The 19,899-nt window shown below is 71.8% G+C and carries 14 protein-coding genes; 3 read left to right on the forward strand and 11 right to left on the reverse strand.

Translation table 11 applies throughout. The annotated features are described in order from the left end of the window. Positions 1-9 precede the first annotated feature (9 nt). The 7 genes from GJR97_RS06270 to GJR97_RS06300 all read right to left on the reverse strand — a co-directional run bounded on the left by GJR97_RS06270 (position 10) and on the right by GJR97_RS06300 (position 7,632). Positions 10-912 (reverse strand): ribokinase, encoded by a 903-nt coding sequence (locus GJR97_RS06270; RefSeq protein ID WP_154345642.1) that lies wholly within the window; start codon positions 910-912, stop codon positions 10-12. After that, positions 909-2,267: an NtaA/DmoA family FMN-dependent monooxygenase gene (locus GJR97_RS06275; RefSeq protein ID WP_154345643.1), complete on the reverse strand. Its 1,359-nt coding sequence runs from the start codon at positions 2,265-2,267 to the stop codon at positions 909-911. The genes GJR97_RS06270 and GJR97_RS06275 overlap by 4 nt, the downstream gene beginning before the upstream one ends. A gap of 57 nt (positions 2,268-2,324) precedes the next feature. Further along, positions 2,325-3,179 carry an ABC transporter permease gene (locus tag GJR97_RS06280; protein WP_154345644.1) on the reverse strand — a complete coding sequence of 285 codons (855 nt, stop codon included), beginning with the start codon at positions 3,177-3,179 and terminating at the stop codon, positions 2,325-2,327. After that, positions 3,172-3,981: an ABC transporter ATP-binding protein gene (locus GJR97_RS06285; protein WP_154345645.1), complete on the reverse strand. Its 810-nt coding sequence runs from the start codon at positions 3,979-3,981 to the stop codon at positions 3,172-3,174. The genes GJR97_RS06280 and GJR97_RS06285 overlap by 8 nt, the downstream gene beginning before the upstream one ends. Positions 3,982-3,986: 5 nt before the next feature. Next, positions 3,987-5,093 carry an ABC transporter substrate-binding protein gene (locus tag GJR97_RS06290; RefSeq protein ID WP_154345646.1) on the reverse strand — a complete coding sequence of 369 codons (1,107 nt, stop codon included), beginning with the start codon at positions 5,091-5,093 and terminating at the stop codon, positions 3,987-3,989. A 213-nt stretch (positions 5,094-5,306) separates the two neighbouring features. Further along, positions 5,307-7,181, reverse strand: coding sequence for a 2-succinyl-5-enolpyruvyl-6-hydroxy-3-cyclohexene-1-carboxylic-acid synthase (gene menD / locus GJR97_RS06295; RefSeq protein ID WP_154345647.1), 1,875 nt, complete (start codon positions 7,179-7,181; stop codon positions 5,307-5,309). Then, complete coding sequence (locus GJR97_RS06300) at positions 7,174-7,632, reverse strand: PLD nuclease N-terminal domain-containing protein (protein ID WP_154345648.1); 459 nt, start codon at positions 7,630-7,632, stop codon at positions 7,174-7,176. The genes menD and GJR97_RS06300 overlap by 8 nt, the downstream gene beginning before the upstream one ends. Positions 7,633-7,706: 74 nt before the next feature. On the opposite strand from GJR97_RS06300, the gene GJR97_RS06305 reads away from it, so the two are divergent. Continuing rightward, a complete protein-coding gene (locus tag GJR97_RS06305; RefSeq protein WP_324613216.1) occupies positions 7,707-7,988 on the forward strand; it encodes a DUF4229 domain-containing protein in 282 nt (93 codons plus the stop codon). 48 nt (positions 7,989-8,036) lie between these two features. Here the strand turns inward: GJR97_RS06305 and GJR97_RS06310 are convergent, their stop codons facing one another. From GJR97_RS06310 to GJR97_RS06320, 3 genes are all read right to left on the reverse strand, one after another. Further along, positions 8,037-9,056 carry a 1,4-dihydroxy-2-naphthoate polyprenyltransferase gene (locus tag GJR97_RS06310; RefSeq protein WP_324613217.1) on the reverse strand — a complete coding sequence of 340 codons (1,020 nt, stop codon included), beginning with the start codon at positions 9,054-9,056 and terminating at the stop codon, positions 8,037-8,039. Between the two features lie 296 nt (positions 9,057-9,352). Continuing rightward, entirely contained in the window at positions 9,353-10,522 is a 1,170-nt protein-coding gene (locus tag GJR97_RS06315; RefSeq protein WP_154345649.1) for an AMP-binding protein, read from the reverse strand. A gap of 58 nt (positions 10,523-10,580) precedes the next feature. Further along, positions 10,581-11,513, reverse strand: coding sequence for a 1,4-dihydroxy-2-naphthoyl-CoA synthase (locus GJR97_RS06320; protein WP_154345650.1), 933 nt, complete (start codon positions 11,511-11,513; stop codon positions 10,581-10,583). A 140-nt stretch (positions 11,514-11,653) separates the two neighbouring features. Between GJR97_RS06320 and GJR97_RS06325 the strand changes: the two genes are divergently transcribed. Both GJR97_RS06325 and GJR97_RS06330 read left to right on the forward strand, forming a co-directional pair. After that, a complete protein-coding gene (locus GJR97_RS06325; protein ID WP_154345651.1) occupies positions 11,654-12,664 on the forward strand; it encodes an o-succinylbenzoate synthase in 1,011 nt (336 codons plus the stop codon). A gap of 186 nt (positions 12,665-12,850) precedes the next feature. Then, complete coding sequence (locus GJR97_RS06330) at positions 12,851-13,252, forward strand: hypothetical protein (RefSeq protein ID WP_154345652.1); 402 nt, start codon at positions 12,851-12,853, stop codon at positions 13,250-13,252. 151 nt (positions 13,253-13,403) lie between these two features. Here the strand turns inward: GJR97_RS06330 and pulA are convergent, their stop codons facing one another. Beyond that, positions 13,404-19,601 (reverse strand): pullulanase-type alpha-1,6-glucosidase, encoded by a 6,198-nt coding sequence (gene pulA / locus GJR97_RS06335; protein ID WP_154345653.1) that lies wholly within the window; start codon positions 19,599-19,601, stop codon positions 13,404-13,406. Between the last annotated feature and the right edge of the window lie 298 nt (positions 19,602-19,899).

Raw genomic sequence — 19,899 nt, forward strand, 5'->3', positions numbered from 1 at the left:
GTTCCTCGATCAGGCAGGGGCGGCGGCGATCCCGACCCGAGCATCGATCGCCGCTCGGGTCAGTACGTCGGTCTGCGCCCCGAGCTCGCCCGCCGTGATCGAACCCGCCGCCGAGCCACGGAGCGCCGCCTCCGGAAGGCTCGCGCCATCAGCCAGCGCGGCAGCCAGTGCGCCGCAGAACGCGTCACCGGCCCCCGTCGTGTCGACGACGTCCACTGGGAAGGCGGGCACCTCGACGTCCAGGCCGTCGCTTCCCACGATCCGGCTCCCCGCCGCGCCCATCGTGACGACGACCGCGCGGGCGCCGGCGGCCAGGATCGCCGCATGCCCGCCCAGCGCCCTCGCCTCCACCTCGTTCACGACGACGACATCGGCATGGCGAAGCAGGTGCGATGCATCGTCGCGGGCGGGCGCCGCATTGAGGATGGTCAGGGCGCCGTGCCGACGCCCCGCCGCGAGCACCGCTTCGACGGCGGGGAGCGGGATCTCGAGCTGGGCCAGTACGACCGCGACGCCCCTCCTGCCATCGGCGACCTTGTCGCCGGACAACGCGAGGTTCGCCCCGGGGGCGACCACGATGCAGTTCTCGCCGCCGGGAAGCAGAAAGACCTCCGCCAGGCCCGTCGGCGACGGGCTCCGTTCGAGCCCGCACAGGTCGATGCCCAGCGATGCTCCCATCCGGGCGATCGCATCCCCGTCGGCGTCGTCGCCGACAGCCCCCGAGAATGACGTGGCTGCGCCCACCCGGCGCGCGGCGACCGCCTGGTTGAACCCCTTGCCGCCTGGTCGGCGACCCCTCGGCGCGCCGAGGAGCGTCTCGCCCGGCCGGGGCACGCGCTCGATCGCCACCACGATATCGACGTTCGCACTGCCGACGACGTGGACGCCTCCCCGGCCGGACGCGATGCTCATGCGGCGCTGACGGCCGGTCGGGCAGCTGCTGCGGGATGGCGGTCGCCCAGCGTCGGCGATCCCTTCCCCATGAGGCGCTCGCGAAGGGTGCCCTCGTCGCCACCGGGACTCGCCACTCCACGCTCGCGGAGGATCGGCAGCACGTGCTCGATGAAATCGAGCGTCGACCCCGGCTGGATGACCGGCGACAGGAGGAAGCCGTCGAGATCCGCGCGGTCGGCGAGGTCGCAGATGACGTCGGCTACGTCTTCCGGCGTGCCGATGACCGGCCTCGCGCCCACACCGTGTGCATGCCAGTCCTTGAGGACATCGCCGACGGTCTGTCCCGCGAACCTCGCGACCTGGGTCTGCGACAGCTCGGTGTGCAGCTCGGTCATGGGCGTCTCGGGCGCGTACGACGAGAGATCGAGGCCGGTGAACCACGCGTACGACGCGACGGCCACGCCCGGGTCCTGCGAGTCGAGCACGCGCTCGTACTTGCGACGCGCGTCCTCAATGGTGCGACCGACGACGCACGCGAACGCCGACATGACCTTGACGTCATCGGCGCTGCGCCCCGAGGCGGCTGCCTCGGCACGGATCGCCCGGCTGTGCTCGCCGAGCTGCTCGGCCGAGCCGCTGCCGACGAACATGCACTCGCCGTGGCGTCCGCCGAATGCACGGCCGGCCGGCGATGCACCGGCTTGGAAGAGCACGGGTGTGCCCTGCGGCGTGTAGGCGGTGTTGCCGTAACCGTGCGAGCGGAAGTACGGCCCGTCGTGCGCGATGCGGTGCACCTTCGTCGGGTCGGCGAATCGACCCTGCTTGTCCCGCTCCAGCGCCCCCGGTTCCCAGGCTCCCTCCCACAGCTTGTAGACGACCTGCATGAAGTCGTCGGCCATGCGGTACCGCTCGTCGTGCGGAACCATGGGCACGCCGAACGCCTGCACAGCGGTCTCGGCCGTGCCGGTCGTGACGACGTTCCAGCCGATTCGCCCGCCCGAGAGCTGGTCGAGGCTCGCCATCCGACGGGCGAACGCGTATGGCTGCTCCAGCAGGATCGAACCGGTCATCACGACGCCGAGGCGGTCGGTCTCGGCGACCATGGCCGCACCGACGATGGTCGGGTCGAGACGGGGCAGGTCGAGTCCCTCGACCGAACAGATCTCGGGTCGCTGCCCGTTCACGTCCGCCCAACCCCACGCGTCGGCGAGGAAGACGAAGTCGAAGTCCGCCTCCTCGGACATCCGGGCGATGTCGCGCCAGTACGCGAGCGTGTCGAACTGGTCGCGCCGGTTGTCGGGATGACGCCAGGTCGCGGTTCCCGAGTCGTTCGCCTGGGCGTTCTCGAAGAGCCCGAATCGGAGTTGCTTCATCGATGGTTTCCTTTCGTTTCGCGCGCCGGGCGGCGCGCCCTCACGGTCGGGGTCGCGCTATCTCGCGACGGGCTCGCCGTCGCTCCACCAGAGCACGCGCTTGCGGACGAGCGCGAGCAGGCTCACGAGCAGCACGCCGAGCAGGCAGAGGAGGGCGATGCTCGCCCACGTGACCGGCAGGTTCGCCTGCGCCGCCGACGTGGTCACGAGCGAGCCGAGGCCCGCCTGCTGGCCGGCCGCGACGAATTCGGCGACCGCGGCCCCGACGACCGCGAGCGGCAGCGCGATGCGCAGGCCAGCGAAGACGTACGGCATGCAACCCGGAAAGCGCAGGTCGCGGAAGATCTCCCACCGCGACGCATGGAGCGTGCGCAGCACGTCGAGCGCCTTCGGGTCGGCGTCACGCAAGCCCGCGAGCGAGTTCACGAGCATCGGGAAGAACACGACGAGCGCGGTCACGATGTACTTCGGCATCATGCCGAAGCCGAAGGCGACAACGAGCGCCGGCGCGATCGCGACGATGGGCGTGACCATCACGACGACCACGAGCGGCATGACCGCGCGCTCCACGATGCGGAACTCGGCCATGACCACGGCGAGCGCGAACCCGGCGAGGATGCCGCTCGCGGCCCCGACCAGGACCTCCTGGAGCGTGACGAGGAAGTTCACCCAGTACATGGCGGGGTTCGCCACGAGGTTCGCCCAGATCGCGTCGAGCGTCGGGATCACGTACGGGTTCGACCAGGCCACGAGCTGCCAGAGCAACGCGGCGACGGCGAAGGTGATCGCCGTCGGCACCCAGTTGCGCCAGTCGAGCCGGGTGCGTCGGGCGCGTCCGCCCGCCGCCCGCGTCTCGGCGATGTCGACGGCGGCGACCGCGGCGGTCGCGTCGATCGTCTCGGTGTCACGCATGTGCGGCCTCCATCACCCGGTGCAGCTCTCCTCGCACGACGGCCTCGAGGTCGCGGAACGCGTCGGTGGCGTAGTCGGCCTCGGCCCGCGGGCGCGGGAGGTCGACGTCGATGACGGTCGCGATGCGGCCGGGGTGGGCCGACATCACGACGATCCGGTCGGAGAGCATGATCGCCTCGGGCACGGAGTGCGTGACGAACATCACGGCCTTGCGGTTGGACTGCCAGAAGTCGAGCAGGCCCAGTCGCTGCTGGTCGCGGTTCATCTCGTCGAGGGCCGAGAACGGCTCGTCCATGAGCATGATCGCGGGATCGAACACGAACGCGCGGGCGATCGCGGCGCGCTGCTGCATGCCGCCCGAGAGCTGGCCCGGGTACTTCCGCATGGCGTGACCGAGGCCGAACGACGTGAGCAGCTCGCTCGGGTCACGGAGCGCTCGGCCCGCGTTCGCCCGCCGGTTGACCTGCAGCGGCAGCCGCACGTTGTCGAGCACGGTGCGCCATGGCAGCAGCGCGGGCGCCTGCGGCACGAGGCCGATGGCCTTGTCGCGAGCAGCGGCGGCGACGGGCTCGCCGCCGATGGTCACGGTGCCGGAATCGGCTTCGATGAGGCCCGCGACGACCTTGAGCAGCGTCGACTTGCCGCATCCGCTCGGGCCGATGACCGAGACGAACTCGCCCATGCCGATGGTGAGGCTGACGTCGTCGAGCACGGTCACCCGGGCGTCGGGCGGACCGAACGACTTCGAGACGTGCTCGACGCGCACGCCGCCGTCGGGCGCGATGAACGCGGTGCCGGTCATGACCGTCACTCCCCCGGCCAGATGAGCACGCCGGACTCGTCGTAGAGATCGGCCACGAGCGAGGTGTCCATCATGTCAGCGAGGGGCGGCAGGTCTGCGATGCCGCCGTACTGCTGCACGATCTCGTATTCGGGCTGCCAGGTCTCCTCGGTCTGGACGCCGGGCGCTCCGGCCTCGCTCGTGCGCACCCACTCGGACTCGACGGCCCACGTGCGCGCCTGCTGGTCGGCCGGGAACGCCGCGCCCTGGTTGTTCGCCTCGGCGAGGTCGCTGATGCGCTGCACGCAATCGGCCTCGTCGGCGAGGCAGTGCTCGAGCGCCTTGAGGCTCGCGCGCATGAAGTCGGCGGCGACCTCGCGGTGCTCGGCGAGGAAGCGGCTGTTCACCTCCATGACGTTGTAGGTTCCCTGTACGCCGAGGTCCTCGGGAAGGAACTCGGTGAACGGCTCGCCCATGGCGCGAAGCGATTCGGGCTGGTTCGAGGCGTATCCGACGATCGCATCGACCTGACCGCGCGTGACGACGGTCGGGTCGTAGTTGGTCATCTTGACGAGCTCGACCTTCGACACGTCGACCCCGGCTTCGTCGAGCGCGGCCGATGCGATGGGCGTGAGGTTGATGAAGTAGCCGAGCGAGCCGCCCTCGAGGTCGGTGAGGTCGCCGATCCTCTCGTTGGCGAAGATCGAGAACGGCGAGGTCGTGCCATAGGTCGCGACGGCCGTGATGTTGCGGCTGTTGGCGGCGGCGAGCATGACGTCGGACGCCGAGCCGAGCGCGGTGAACTGGGCCTGACCGGATGCCACGAGCTGCTGCCCGTTCGCACCCGACGCGTTGATCTCGACGTCGAGGCAGAGGTCGTCGAAGTATCCGAGCTCCTCGGCGAGGAACACGTCGAGCTGTCCGGCGCTCGCGGAGTAGCCATAGCCGGAGATGTAGGTGATCGTGCCCGCGTCACGGTTCCGCTGGCATGCCGCGTCGTCGATGACCGCGTCCGCGCCCGCGGGAATGTCGGCGTTCGCGCCGCTGGCGCAGCCGCTGAGCATGAGGATCGCCACGATCGGGGCCGCCGCTCCGGTGATGCGGCGTCGTGAAGTGCTGTGCAGGACGTCCATGTCGATGCTGTTCCCTTCTCGCCGTCGTCGTCGACGGCTGATGGGCAAAGTAGCATGGTCAAACTTGACTGTGCAAATGCGACATAGCCGCGAGCTTGATGCCGTGCACACGCCCTGGCGCGCGCTCCCGCCGAGTCGATGAGAAGTGGGGAGCGCCGAGGCAGGCTGGGAAGCGCCCGGGCTCGACGCCCCTGATCGGCCCAGAGGGCGCGCTCAGCGCGGAAGCGGCACCTCGAGCAGCGTCGGTCCGGTCACGGCGGTGCCGAGCGCCTCGTCGAGCTCGCCGCGCGTCGCGGCACGTCGGTACTCCCAGCCGTAGGCGGTCGCGAGCGCCGAGAGGTCGACCGACTGCGGCGTGTACTGCACGCGGTCGAACGCCTCGGCCGGGGCGGATGCCGCGACCTCGAGCGCGTCGAAGATCGTGCCGCCGCCGTCGTTACCCACGACGACGAGCACGCGCGGGCGCACCTCGCCGGCGCCGATCAGGAGTGACCCGACGTCGTGCAGCAGCGTCAGGTCGCCGATCAGCGCACGCGTGACGCCGGTCGCGCCCGTGCGGGCGGGCACGGCCTCGGCGACGCCTGCGGCGGCGGCATCCGCCTCGCCCGGCGCCTGAGCGGCCCCCGGCGCCGCCGACTGGCTCGCGATCGCGATGCCGATCGCCGTCGCGACCGTGCCGTCGATGCCCGCGAGGCCGCGGTTCGCGTGCGTCGGGATGCGGCGCCCCGGCACGTTGCGGTCGGCGTCGCGGATGAGCCGGGAGGCGCCGAACACGAGCCGGTCGTGCGGCCAGGTCGCCGCCCAGAGCGCCTCGACGAGCATGCGTCGGTCGACGGGCTGCCGGATGCGCGCGAGCTGGTCCTTCAGGTACGCGCGCTGCGCGGCGTAGTCGCTGACGTGCCCGGTCTCGTCGACCCCGCTGCGCAGCCCGCCCGAGCCGGCCGCGTCACCGCCGGCCTCGTCGTCGCCGGCCCCGTGGCGCCGGTCCCGAAGGATCCGGCTCGCCCGCACCCACCGCCCGGTCCACGCGCGCTCCTCGGCCGTCGGCTCGTGCGGCTCGACCGACACGGCGCGCTCGAACCGGTCGACGGCGTGCCCCGGGTCGAACCACTCGATGCCCCACGGCGCGACCGCGATCGTCTCGACGCCGTCGCGCCTGGCGAGCGCGAGCACCTCCCGGGAGAGCGTCGGGTGCCCGAACACGATCGCCCGCTCGACCTCGTCGCCGAAGCCGGGCTCGCGCAGCAGCTCGCGGTACGCGACGACGAGGTTCGGGCCGAATCGCGCGCCGCTCGTCACCTCCGCGATGAGCGGCCAACCACCCGCACGCGCGAGTTCCTCGGCCCCCTGGCCGGCGCCGGCGCCGGCGATCACGACCGTGCGCGGCCCGTGCCCGAGCTCGGCGACCCGTGCGTCGCCGCGGGCGGCGGCGGCGATCGCGTCGACGGATGCCGCGGCATCCGTCCCGCGCACCGGCGGCGCATCGAGCGACACCGCCGACGAGAGCGGCTCGCGGTACTGGAGGTTCAGGTGCACCGGGCCCGGCCCCGGGTGCGGCACGAGCACGCCGTCGGCGTCGACGCCGAGCGCGGCGCGCACCGCGTCGCGAGCGAGGCCCGCCGCGGCATCCGCCTCGCCCGCACGACCCTCGGGCGGGGCGACGTCGCGCTCGAGGCGCACCGCGCCCGCGAAGATGCCGGGCTGCATCGTCGTCTGGTTCGAGCGGATGCCGCGCAGCTCCGCCGGTCGGTCGGCGGTCGCGACGATCAGCGGCACGCCCGCATGGTGCGCCTCGAGCACGGCGGGATGCAGGTTCGCGACCGCGGTTCCGGAGGTCGTCACGACCACCGCGGGCCGGCCGGTCTCGGCGGCGAGCCCGAGCGCGAGGAAGCCGGCGCCGCGCTCGTCGATGCGCACGTGCAGGCGGATGCCGCCGACCCGCTCGAGTTCCGACGCGGCGAGCGCAAGCGCCTGCGATCGCGACCCCGGCGCCACGACGACGTCGGTCACGCCCGCGCGCACCAGGTGCGTGAGCAGCGCGAGCGCTGCAGCGGTGGCGGGACTCGCGACCGACCGGCCCTCAGCCATTCGGCAGACCCGAGGGTCCGGGTTCGCCGGGGCCGTCGGTTCCGTCGTTGCGCCGACGGTCGGTGCCGAGCGCGTCATCGCCGCGCGGCCTCGCGGCCCCGTCTTCGCCGTCGGCGTCGGCGTCGAGTTCGTGGTCGAGCTGCTCGAGCTCCTGCTCCAGGCGGCGGATCCGCTCCTGGTGCTCGGCGTCGGCGCGCAGGCGCCGCAGGAACTCGGGGTCGTCGTCGGGCGCGTTGCTGTGCGGGTTCACGCGACCGACGCGAATGGCACGACCCCGGCCGACGATGAACCAGAGCGCGGCGCCGATGACGGGCACGAGCAGGATCACGACGATCCACCACGCGCGCGGGAGACCACGGATGCGGGTGCGATCGAAGAGCGCGCAGTCCACCGCCGCGTAGATCGTGAAGACCACGGCGGCGACACCGGCGATCAACCAGAGGCGGACCATGCACCGATTCTAGGCGCGTCGCATCACGTTCGGCTGGGAGCGGGCACCCAGACTGCGCTGCCTACACTGAACGGGTGAACGCCCTCCCCGTCTGGCTCCGCTACACGCTGCTGCGCGTGCTCCTCTTCGCCGCACCACTGGTGGTCCTGCTGGTCGCAGGCGTCACGCCCTGGATCTCGGTGATCGTGGCGGCGCTGTTCGGATTCAGTGCGTCGCTCATCTTCCTCCGCAGGCAGCGCGAGGCGCTGGCGCAGGATCTCTACGCGGCACGGCACCGCGAGCAGCCGGTCGTCACGGCCGACGACGAGGCCGAGGACTCGGCGGTCGACGAGGCCGAGCAGCGCAGGTCCGAATAGCGGCGGGCTGCGGCATCCGTCGCCCCGCGGCGTCGCGGCATCCGCAGCTCAGTACGCGAACGCCAGGCCCATGCCGACGCCGTAGGCGAGTGCCGTGACGCTCGCGAGCTGCAGGCCGATGATGAGCTCGCGCGGCGTGCGCGCCCAGCCCACGATGACGCACGCCGGCAGCGCGGCGAGCAGCGCGAACAGCACCAGCCATGCCGGCGGGTAGAGCAGCGCCCAGAACACCGTGACGGCGAACGGCGCGAGCATGAAGACGGCGAACAGGATGCGTCCGACGAGCGGGCCGACGAGCACGGCGAGCGTGCGCTTGCCGGCGATGCGGTCCTGCTCGACGTCGCGGAGGTTGTTCGCCATGAGCACGGCGCACGCGATGAGGCCGACTCCGACGCCGCCCGTCCACGACTCGAGGTTCACGCCGAGCGCCTGCACGTACGTCGAGCCGGCCGTCGCGACGAGGCCGAAGAACACGAACACGAACAGCTCGCCGAGCCCGAAGTAGCCGTAGGGACGCTTGCCGCCCGTGTAGAACCACGCGGCGACGATCGCCGCGGCGCCGACCGCGAGCAGCCACCACTGCTGCGTGAGGACGACGAGCGCGAGCCCCGCGACGGCGGCCAGGCCGAAGAACGCCAGCGCGACCGTGAGCACCTGCCTCGGCGTCGCGGCGCCCGAGCCCACGAGCCGCGCCGGGCCGACCCGGTGCTCGTCGGTGCCGCGCACCCCGTCGGAGTAGTCGTTGGCGTAGTTCACGCCGATCTGCAGCGCGAGCGCGACGGCGAGCGCGAGCACCGCACGCCACGGATGGAACGCCTCGTCGAGGTAGCCGAGCATCACCACCCCGGCCCCCGTGCCCAGTGCGACCGGCGCGATCGCGAGCGGCAGCGTGCGCAGGCGCGCACCGCCGACCCAGTCGCGGAACGTCGCCGGGCCGCGCTGCGCGCGAGGCGCGGCGGCGGCCGCCTTGGCCGGGTTGCCGGAGCGTCCGTTCGTGCGGGGCTTCGACGGCTGATCGGCCTGGGCCGGTCGGGCGGACGGGGTGCGCGGGGTCTTCGGGCGTGCCACCCCGACATGCTATGCCGAGCACCTCGTCGTCGGCTCCGCCATTCCGCCGGCAGTCCGCGCGCGAATTCGCAGGATCAGCCGCGTCATGGCTCCCGTAGAGCGGCCATCGCCCGGCTCCTCCTCCGAACTTCACGACGGATGCCGCAGCATCCGCCCGCCGGTCGACCGGCGCACTCGTCGCTCCCGAGCCCACTCGAGCGAATACGCATGATGAGACGGGCGATGCACCCCGGTCGCGCCACGTCGGCCCGATGATCCTGCGAACGCGGCGCGGAGCCCGCACGCCATCGATCGCGTCAGGCGGCGCCGGCGTCCCGGGCGATGGCGGATGCCGCGACGCGGTCGGGCTTGCCCGAGGCGAGTCGCGGCAGGTCGTCGACCAGGACGACGCGAGCGGGGCGCCCGGCCGGGGGCAGCCCCGCGGCATCCGTCGCCGCACGCAGTGCCTCGAGCGCGCCCGCGGCGCGCGCCCCGGCCCCGGCAGCGACGACCGCGGCCCGCTCGCCCCACTCGGGATCGGGAACGGCGACCACGACCGCATCGGCGAACCCGTCGACGGCGTGCACCGCACGCTCGACCTCGCCGAGCACGACCTTGACCCCGCCGGAGATCATCACGTCGTCGGCGCGACCGGTCACCCGCAGGCGGCCGTCGTCGCCGACCGAACCGAGGTCGCCCGTGCGGTACCAGCGCCGCCCGTCGCCGTCGACCGCGAAGGCGCGCCGCGTGCGCTCGGGGTCGTCGAGGTAGCCCTCCGCGAGCATCCGCCCGGCCAGCTGCACCTCGCCGTCGACGATCCGCACCTCGACGCCGTTGAGCGGCCGGCCGTCGTAGACGCATCCGCCGGAGGTCTCGCTGGACCCGTAGGTGCGGTGCACGCGGGCGCCGACGGCGCTCGCCCGCTCGACGAGGCCGGCCGGCGCGGCTTGCCCCCCGAGCAGGATCGCCTCGAACGATCCGAGCGCCGCGCGCACCGAGCGATCGGCGGCTGCCGCGTCGACGAGACGGGCGAGCTGCACGGGCACGAGCGACGTGAACCAGGGCCGGTCCGGGTCGAGGCTCCGGGCGGCCTCCACGAACGCCTCGGGCGTGAAGCCGCCCGCGGGCATGACCGCCGGTTCGGTGCCGGCGACGAGCGACCGCACGAGCACCTGCACCCCGGCGATGTACGTCGCGGGCAGCGCGAGCAGCCACTGTCCGTGCACGCCGCCGAACCACTGCGAAGTGGCACCCGCACTCGCGCGGAGCGCCGCGCCCGAGAGGGCGACGCGCTTCGGGGCATCCGTCGATCCGCTCGTCTCGATGACGAGCGCGACCTCGTCGGGGACGAGCGCCTCGATCGGGTCGTCCGGCTCGTTGTCGCCCGGGATCGGCAGCACCGCGAGTCCGTCGAGGAGCACCGCCTCGCGCAACTGCGCGATCATCCGCGGGACGTCGCCCGCCGGAACCCGGATGAGGGGTTTCATCGCACCCCTCGACACCGGCATGTCAGGTGTCGCCGGCCGGCGCCCCGCGACCGGGCGCTCAGTAGTGCCACGGGTACGGACCCCAATCGGCCTCGCGCTTCTCGAGGAACGAGTCGCGACCCTCGACGGCCTCGTCCGTCCCGTACGCTAGCCGCGTCGCCTCGCCGGCGAACACCTGCTGGCCCACGAGTCCGTCGTCGACGGCGTTGAACGCGAACTTCAGCATGCGGATCGCCGTCGGCGACTTGGTGAGGATCGTGCGCGCCATCGCGATCGCCTCGCGCTCGAGGTCGGCGTGGGGCACGACGCGATTCACGGCGCCCATCTCGTACGCGCGTTCGGCCGAGTACTCCTCGGCGAGGAAGAACACCTCGCGCGCGAACTTCTGCCCGACCTGGCGGGCCATGTACGCCGACCCGTACCCGGCGTCGAAGCTGCCGACGTCGGCATCCGTCTGCTTGAACCGGCCGTGCTCGCGGCTCGCGATCGTGAGGTCGCAGACGACGTGCAGCGAGTGCCCGCCACCGGCCGCCCACCCGGGCACGACCGCGATCACCACCTTCGGCATGAAGCGGATGAGCCGCTGCACCTCGAGGATGTGCAGGCGTCCCGTCGCGGCCGCGGCCGCCGGGTCGCGCACGACCTCGCCCTCGGCCGCCGAGTACTGGTAGCCGTCGCGACCGCGGATGCGCTGGTCGCCACCGGAGCAGAACGCCCACCCGCCGTCCTTCGGACTCGGCCCGTTGCCGGTGAGCAGCACGACGCCGATGCGGGGATTCGTGCGGGCGTCCTCGAGCGCTCGGGAGAGCTCGTCGACGGAGTGCGGGCGGAACGCGTTGCGCACCTCGGGACGGTCGAACGCGATGCGCGCGATGCGGCCGTCGGTCGAGTGGTGGTAGGTGATGTCGGTGAAACCGCCTCGGCCGGTGACGGATGCCGCGGCATCCACCCACATGCTCGGATCGAACAGTTCCGACACCTCGACTGCCATGGCCACCAGCCTAGTTCGGCGCCCGACGCGGCCTGCCCCGTTGCCGAGATGACGCGAACTGCTCGCCTTCTCACGTGCCGCAGCGGTTCGCGTCACCTCGCGGCACGGCCGAGCGGCGGCAGGGGTGGCAGACTCGACGCATGAGCGCCGTCGCCCTGCCGCCCCTGCACGACCTGCTCGCGACCGCGAGGGTGGTCGCGCTCCCGCTCGTCACGCGCTTCCGCGGCATCGACGTGCGCGAGGCCCTGCTGCTCGAGGGCCCCGAGGGCTGGACCGAGTTCTCCCCGTTCGCCGAATACGACGACGCGGAGGCGGCGACCTGGCTCGGCGCCGCGATCGACTTCGGCTGGAACCCGGCGCCCGCCGCGCATCGGGACCGCATCCCCGTGAACGCGACCGTGCCCGCCGTCGACGCGGATGCCGTACCCGCCGTACTCGAGCGGTTCCCGGGCTGCCGGACCGCGAAGGTCAAGGTCGCGGCATCCGACCAGACCCTCGACCAGGATGTCGCGCGCGTGCGCGCCGTGCGCGAGGCGATGGGCCCCGAGGGGCGCATCCGGGTCGACGCGAACGGCGGGTGGAACATCGACGAGGCCGAGCACGCCATCCACGCGCTCGCGCCGTTCGACCTCGAGTACGTCGAGCAACCCTGCCCGAGCGTGAGCGAGCTCGCCGAGATCCGCACGCGCACGAAGTACATGGGCATCCCGATCGCCGCCGACGAGAGCGTCCGCCGGGCGGAGGACCCGCTCGCGGTCGCCGCGGCGGGCGCCGCAGACCTGCTCGTCGTGAAGGCCGCTCCGCTCGGAGGCATCCGCCGCGCCCTCGACGTCGCCGAGCGCGCCGCGCTGCCGATCGTGGTGTCGAGCGCGCTCGACACGAGCGTCGGGCTCGCGATGGGCGCACACCTCGCCGCGGCGCTCCCGACGCTCGAGTACGACTGCGGGCTCGGCACGGCCTCGCTGCTGGCGGCGGATGTCTCGCGCGACCCGCTCCTCCCCAGCGGCGGCGCGATCGACGTCCGTCGCATCGATCCCGACCCGAGCCTGCTCGAGCGGTACGCCGCCGACGGCGACCGCGCGGCCTGGTGGCTCGCACGTCTCGAGCGCTGCTTCGCGATCCTGACCGCTGAGACGGTCGGAATCCCCTGATCACGACCTAGTTCTGGAGCACATCCGAGAGCCGGTGGATACCCCCGCTTCTGGGGGTTCCGGCGGAAGATACCGGGGAGCACCCTGAGTCCATCAACGCCGATCGAGTGCATCGTCGGATGCGACGACCCGATCGACGGTCGTTTCTACCCGAATCGAAGTGGAGCAAGGATGTTCTCGAGAACGATGACCAACATCGGCGCCGGGGTGGGCCTGGCCGCCGCGCTCACGCTGGGCAGCGGCATGGCCGCCTACGCCCACGAGTGTTTCAACCCCAATCGATCCGACAAGGGCAATGCGGGCGCGTCCAACTCGCAGGCGTGGTTCACGGTGTACTTCGAGGAGCTCACCATGGGCCTGGAGCCGGCGGACGCGGAGTGCGTGACCGACGCGTACGCCTCCACCGGAGCGCCGATGTCGTTCACCATCCACGTGAAGGGCGTGAACGGCCAGGACGGCGTCATCGCTGCGAACAACCCGCACGAGGAGAAGGCCGCCGACGGCAAGGGGATCGACGAGATCTTCGCCGCGCACGGCGCCGACCTCGTCTACGCCTTCGACACCTGCGGGGTCCCCCTTCCGCTCTAGCGGGTGGTCGAACCGCGATCCACGACGGTGCCCGGCGCCGGGGGAGGCGCCGGGCATCGTGCCGCGCACGCGTCGGTGCCCGGGACGAACGCCCGGGCGTCGACGCGCGCAGTCCGGGCGAGGCGGCGCACACCCGCCTCGCCCGGCGGCCTCAGGCCCTGACCCGCGCGCGCCGCAGGCGCGGTGCCACCACGATGAGGGCTGCGGCGAGCGCCGCGAACCCGAGCAGCGCGGCGAGCGCACCCTGCGTCGCGGTGAGCCCGAGCGGACCGACCACGGTGAGCTCGGCGACCGCCTCGGCACCGGATGCCACGCCGACCAGTCGCACGTGATGCCCGTCGATCTCGGTCCCCTCGGGGATCGTGACCTCGAACGCCACCGTGCCGTCGGCGCCGGCCGACTGCGCCTCGAGGAGACGCGGAGTCGACTCGAGCCACACCTGGACGAGTTCGCCCGAGTCGAAGCCGGAACCCGCCACCGCGAGGGCCGAGCCGACCTGCACCGAGCCGGCGCCGACCCGCACGACCGGGGCGTCGGACGTCGGCGCGGTGGTGGCCGCCGCCGATCCCTCGGCCGTCCGAGGCGCGGGCACCGCAGCCCCGCCCTTGGCAGGACCAGTGGCCTTCTGGTCGTCGACGAGCACCGCGGCCGTGCGCGCCGGGATCGTCAGCGTCCCGGTCTTCGCCTTCCACTTCGTCTCCTTGACGACCTCGTCGATGCCGTTCTGCAGCGGCTTCGCGAGCTTGAAGTCGCGGCCCGCGAGCCCGTCGACCTGCTCGGTGATCGCCTCGCCCGAGGCGTTGAACACCACCAGGGCGCCCTCGAGCTCGGGGTCGACGTCGTCACCGACGAGGTCGTCGATGAGCATGACGATCAGGCCGTCCGTGGCATCCGCCCCGCTGTTGGGGAACGAGACCTTCTGCTCGATGAGCTCGGCCGAGCCCAGCTTCAGCAGGTCGACGCTCGAGCGGACGCGCAGCAGGTCGAGGGCGGCCGCCTCCGCTGAGGCGATGTCCTCGGCCGTCGGCTTCAGCGCCGGGTCGTCCAGCAATTCGGCCATGACCGGCCAGTGGTCCTCGTTGTCGGACTTCATCGGCAGGCCCGACCCGAAGGTCGACTCCTGGCCGGTCCAGTCGATCCGGTTGAACCAGTCGCCCGAGTTGTAGCTGTTGCGGTCGAGCGACTTCGAGCGGAGCAGCTCGGTGCCGGCGTGCCAGAACGAGGGGCTCTGCGAGAACGTCACGGTCGCGAGCGACAGCGTGTTCATGCGGACCCGGTCCGCCATCGGCGTGTCGGCCGGCAGCTTGAGCACGCCGAGGTCGAACAGCGTCTCGTTGTCGTGCGCGTCGACGTAGTTGATGACCTCCTCCGGGTGATCGGCGTACCCAGCCGGCGAGCCGTTGTAGTCGACCTCGGCGCCCGACTTCACGACCCCATCGGAGCCGGTGAACTCGAAGTCGCGCAGGTTGCCCGCGAGGCCGACCTTCACCAGGTCGGTCTGCTGGCCGAGGTCGCGGATGCCGTCGCGCACGGGGCGTCCGTTCGACTCTCCCGCGAGACCGGTGCCGAAGCCCTGCTCGTACTTCGAGTCGCCGGCGACCGGGCTGCCGCCGTGCACGCCGTCGCGCAGTCGGTCGTTGAAGGTCGCGATGCCGGTGCCGCCGAGCTGGCCCTGCGAGGCCTGCTCGAATCGGGCGTTGTCCGCGACCTCGCCGAAGTTCCAGCCCTCGCCGTAGAGGAACACCTTCGACCCGTCGACGCCGTCCTCGGCGAGCGTGAGCTCGTCGAGCGCGTCGCGGATGGCGAGGAGGTTCGCCTTCGAGTGGTGGCCCATGAGGTCGAACCGGAAGCCGTCGACCTTGTACTCCTTCGCCCAGAGCACGGTCGAGTCGACCATGAGCTTCTCGGCGACGGCGTGCTCGGTCGCGACGTTCTGGCAGCACGTCGAGGTCTCGACGCCGCCGGTCGCGTTGAGGCGGTGGTAGTAGCCGGGCACGACCTTGTCGAGCACCGACTTCTCCCCCTGGCCCGACTGCGCGGTGTGGTTGTACACCTCGTCGAGCACGACCTGCAGGCCGGTGGCGTGCAGGGCGCCCACCATCTCGCGGAACTCCGCGACGCGCGCGCCGCCCTCGGGGTCGACCGCGTAGGAGCCCTCGGGCGCCTGGAAGTGGTACGGGTCGTAGCCCCAGTTGAACCCGTCGAGGTCGCGGATCGCCTCGATGCAGGCCTGCTGGTCCTCCGACGCCGGGCCGAAGGTCTCGAGGTCGCAGTCGGGGGTCGCCTGCTGGTCGCGGCGCTCCTCGATGGTCGCGATGTCGAACGTCGGCAGCAGGTGCACCGTGTTGATGCCGGCCGCGGCGAGCTCGCGCAGCTGCGCGGTGCCCGCGCTGTTGCGCGTGAACGCCCGGTAGGTGCCGCGCTCCGCCTCGGGCACGGTCTCATCCGTGATCGAGAAGTCGCGCACGTGCAGCTCGGTGATGGCGCGGTCGACCTGCCGGTCGACGAGCGGCGCGGGCGTGTCGGCCCACAGCTCGGGGGCGAGTACCGGGTCGTCGAGGTCGACCACCACGGTACGCGCCGAGTTCACGGTGAGCGCCGCCGAGTAGGGGTCGGTCACCGAGTTCTCCTCGACCTGCCCGGTCGAGGGAGCGTAGACCTCGACGAGCCAGCGGTACTCGTCACCGGCGTCGACGCCGTCGGCCACCGACCAGGCGCCGGATGCCGCGTCGAACGTCGCCGGCAGCACCTCGGGGTCGCCCGCCGATCCGGCGTCCCAGACCTGGGCCGAGACCGCCTTCGCGGTCGGCGCCCAGACCGAGAGGACGGGCTCGCCGTCGTCGAAGGAGGCACCGAGCGCAGCGGATGCCACGCCCTCGGCGTACAGGTCGTCGAGCACGCCCGGCAGCTGCACGCCGGTCATCGCGGTGAGGGCGTCGCCGCTGCGCTGCGCGACCTGCAGCTCGCCGGTGACGAGCTCGGTGATCGCGTCGCGGTCGAGGCCGACGGGGTGGAGCGCGACGTAGCCCGAGAGGTGCGGGAAGGCCGCCGCGAGCTGCTCGCCGATGCCGCCCGGGTCGAAGTCGAGCTCGACCGACTGGTCGGCGCCGGTCACGGCGCCGTCGGCGTTGCCGATGCCGCCGCCGGTCGCGTACTCCAGCGTGTACGCGAGGTCGGCCGCGTTCGCGCCGCCGAGGAGCGACGCGGGCCAGGCGAGCGTCCCGGCGTCGAGCCAGTAGGCGCGCTGCTGGCCGATGCCGGCGAGCGGCGGGTCGGCGACGACGACCTCGAGCACGTGGGTCTCGAGCGTGTACCGGAAGGTGACGAACTCGTTGTCCTTCGCGACGACGAACGAGATGTTGCCGCCGTTGCGGACGCCGTCGACGCCGTAGTTCTCATCCCACGAAAGGCCGTGCGCGACCTTCACCTCGTAGGAGCCGGCGGGCAGGCCGTCGGTCGAGAACTCGTAGACGCCGTCGGCGTCGCCGTCCTGGGCGAAGGTGACCATGCACTCGGGCTGCCAGTCGCCGGGGCAGCCGAGCTCCGACTGCAGGCTGCCGGGCAGCGTCACGATGGGGCCCTCGGCCGTCGACGAGAACACGTTCGTACGCGGGTCCCAGTAGAACGTGACCGGGCCGCCCTCGGTCGTGTACGTGACGTTCGGTCCGTCCTGCGCGCCGTTCGCGCCGTAGTTCAGCGCCCAGCTGCCGTTGATCGCGACCTTGTACTCGTAGGTGCCCGCCGGGATCTCGAACGTGCCGGCGTAGACGCCGTCGGCGCGCTTCGTCAGCTTCGCGGCCTCGCAGCCGGGCTGCCAGTCGCCCGGGCAGCCCATCTCGGAGTTGTGGTTGCCGGGGATCGTCACGAGGCCGATCTCGGGCTCGGGCTCCTCCTCGACGACGAGGTTCACGGCGTTGCCGACCGAGGCGTAGGTCGAGGCGGCGGCGCGATTGCCCGCGGCATCCGTCGACACGGCCCGGTATTCGATGAGCGTGCCGTTCGCGAGGCCCGCGGTGTCGTGGAACACGCGCGGCGTGGTGTCCTCGGCGGTGCCGAGGGGCGTCCACTCCGCGGAGCCGGCGACGCGCCAGGCGAAACTCGTCTCCTGCCAGGTGCTGTCGGCGACGTCGGCCGAGACCGGGGCGAGCCCGGTGACGCCGGCTCCTGCGACGGGCACGTCCACCGCGATGGCGGATGCCGCGTCGGGGGCGGTCACCTGGCGATCGGCCTTCCACACGACGGCGCCGAGCGCCGGCACCGTGACGGATGCCACGCCCGCGGCGTCCGCCGCGAGGGCCGTGCCGTCGCCGTACAGCACGTCGAACGCGCCGTCGGCGGTGAGCGTCGGGACGTCCACGGTCTTCGACTCGTTCGCGTTGTTCACGGCGACCAGGTACTCGACCTTCTCGTCGCGGTCGACGCGGCTGAAGGCGTAGACGCCCGCGCCGTCGGCGACGAAGCGCTCGACCTGGGCACCCTGCTCGAGCGCCGGGTGCGCCTCGCGCAGCTCGGCCAGTGCAGCGATGTGCGTGTAGAGCGGCGCGCCGGTGTCGTAGCGGTCGACACTGCCGGCGTTCTCGCCGGTGACGAGCGGCTGGTTCACGTACTCGTCGACCTGGCTGGCGAAGAGCGTCTGGCGGGCGTCCTTGTCGCCGCCGGTGCCCGCGAAGCCCTGCTCGTCGCCGTAGTAGACGACGGGCTGGCCACGCGTGAGGTACATCAGCTCGTGGGCCAGCTCGTCGCGCTGGACCGCGGTGTCGCCCGAGTTGGCGAGGAAGTACCCGATGCGGCCCATGTCGTGGTTGCCGAGGAAGGTCGGCAGGGCGGTCGCCGACGAGTCGGGCGTCGTGTAGTAGTCGTCGCCCGCGAACAGCGACTGCAGGTTCTTCGCCGAGTTGCCGGCGGCGAAGGAGACGGCCTGCGACTGGAAGGTGAAGTCGAGCACGGAGTTCATGTCGGTCTCGCGCACGTAGGGCGAGAGCTTGACCGGGTCGGCGTCGTAGACCTCGCCGAACATGAAGAAGTCGGGCTTGCCCTGCGCGTGCGCGTAGTCGAGCACCTCGGTCGACCAGGTCTCCCAGAACTCGAAGTTCACGTGCTTGGCGGTGTCGATGCGGAAGCCGTCGATGCCGAGGTCGACCCAGTCCTGGTAGACCTCCACGAACCCGTTCACGACGGTCGGGTCCTCGGTCATGAGGTCGTCGAGGCCGACGAAGTCGCCGAAGGTCACCGACTCGCCCGACCAGGTCGAGTCGCCGCGGTTGTGGTACACGGTCGGGTCGTTGAGCCACGCAGGCACCTTGACGTCGGCCTCCTCGGCCGCGATCGTCGGCGTGTAGGGGAAGCTCGTCGCCGGGTCGAGCTCGGGGAAGTCGGGACTGCCCGCGATCGCACTCGGGTCGAACACGTCGTCGGCGGCGTCGCGGTAGGGGCTCGTGGCCTTGTCGACGTACGAGTACTGCCCCTCCTCGTACGAGATCACGTCGGCCGTGTGGTTCGTGATGATGTCGAAGTAGATCTTGATGCCCTTGGCGTGCGCCTCGGCGATCAGCGCCTCGAGCTCGGCGTTCGTGCCGAGGTGGGGGTCGATCTGGGTGAAGTCGGTGATCCAGTAGCCGTGGTACCCGGCGCTCGCGTTGCCGCCCTCGCCCTGGACCGGCTTGTTCTTGAAGCTCGGCGTGAACCAGATCGCGCTCGTGCCGAGGCCCGCGATGTAGTCGAGGTTGTCGCGGATGCCCTGGATGTCGCCGCCGTGGTAGAAGCCCTTGTCGGTGGGGTCGAAGCCGTGGTCGAGGCGGTCGCCGGCGATGCCCGCGGTGTCGTTCGACGCGTCGCCGTTGGCGAAGCGGTCGGTCATGACGAAGTAGAAGTTCTCGGTGCTGCCGGGCTGACGCACGGGGGCCGCGACGAGCGTACCGTCCGCCTGCTCGTCGTAGGCGCCGGCGGTGCTCAGCAGTTCGAGGCCGACGCGCTTCTGCGCGTCGTCGAAGACCACGCGCACGTCGGTGTCGCCGGCGACGGTCAGCGGGATGTTGTCGCCACCGCCGTTCAGGCCCCAGCTCGCGTCCCAGGTGTCATTGGCCGCGACCTTGTACTCGTACGCACCCGCGGGCACGGTGAACTCGGCGGCGTAGACCCCGGCCGTGTCCGTGGGGAGCAGCTCGGTCGCCGCGCAGTCGGGCTGCCAGTCCTCCGAACACCCCAGCTCGTTCTGGAGCGAGCCGACGAGGGCGAACGTATCGCCCTCCTCGGCCGCGGCCCCCATGGGTACGACGGCGAGGACGGATGCCGCCACGGCACCCGTCACCCCCAAAGCCAGCAAGCTGCGAGCACGCGCCCGTTGCGTCATCCTTGACTCCCGATTCCGGCACGACGACGTGCCAACTGACATTGCCAGCGAACGTAGCAGCGCGCGCGAGGTCAATGCAAGCGTTTGCACTCAATGTTCACAACCGGCAGCCAGAGGTCCGCAGAACCGCGGCGGAGTAGGCCGTTCGACCCCCTTCGGGTGGCGTAATCGCTTGCACTCCGGTGGGGTTGGTCGATGCCTCTGGCCGGTCGTCCGCGATTCCTGGTCGTTAAATGCAGAAGAGCCACCCCGTTGGGGTGGCTCTTCTGGAATGGATGTCCGGCGGTGTCCTACTCTC

The sequence above is a fragment of the Agromyces kandeliae genome (genome assembly GCF_009674665.1).
Classification (GTDB): domain Bacteria; phylum Actinomycetota; class Actinomycetes; order Actinomycetales; family Microbacteriaceae; genus Agromyces; species Agromyces kandeliae.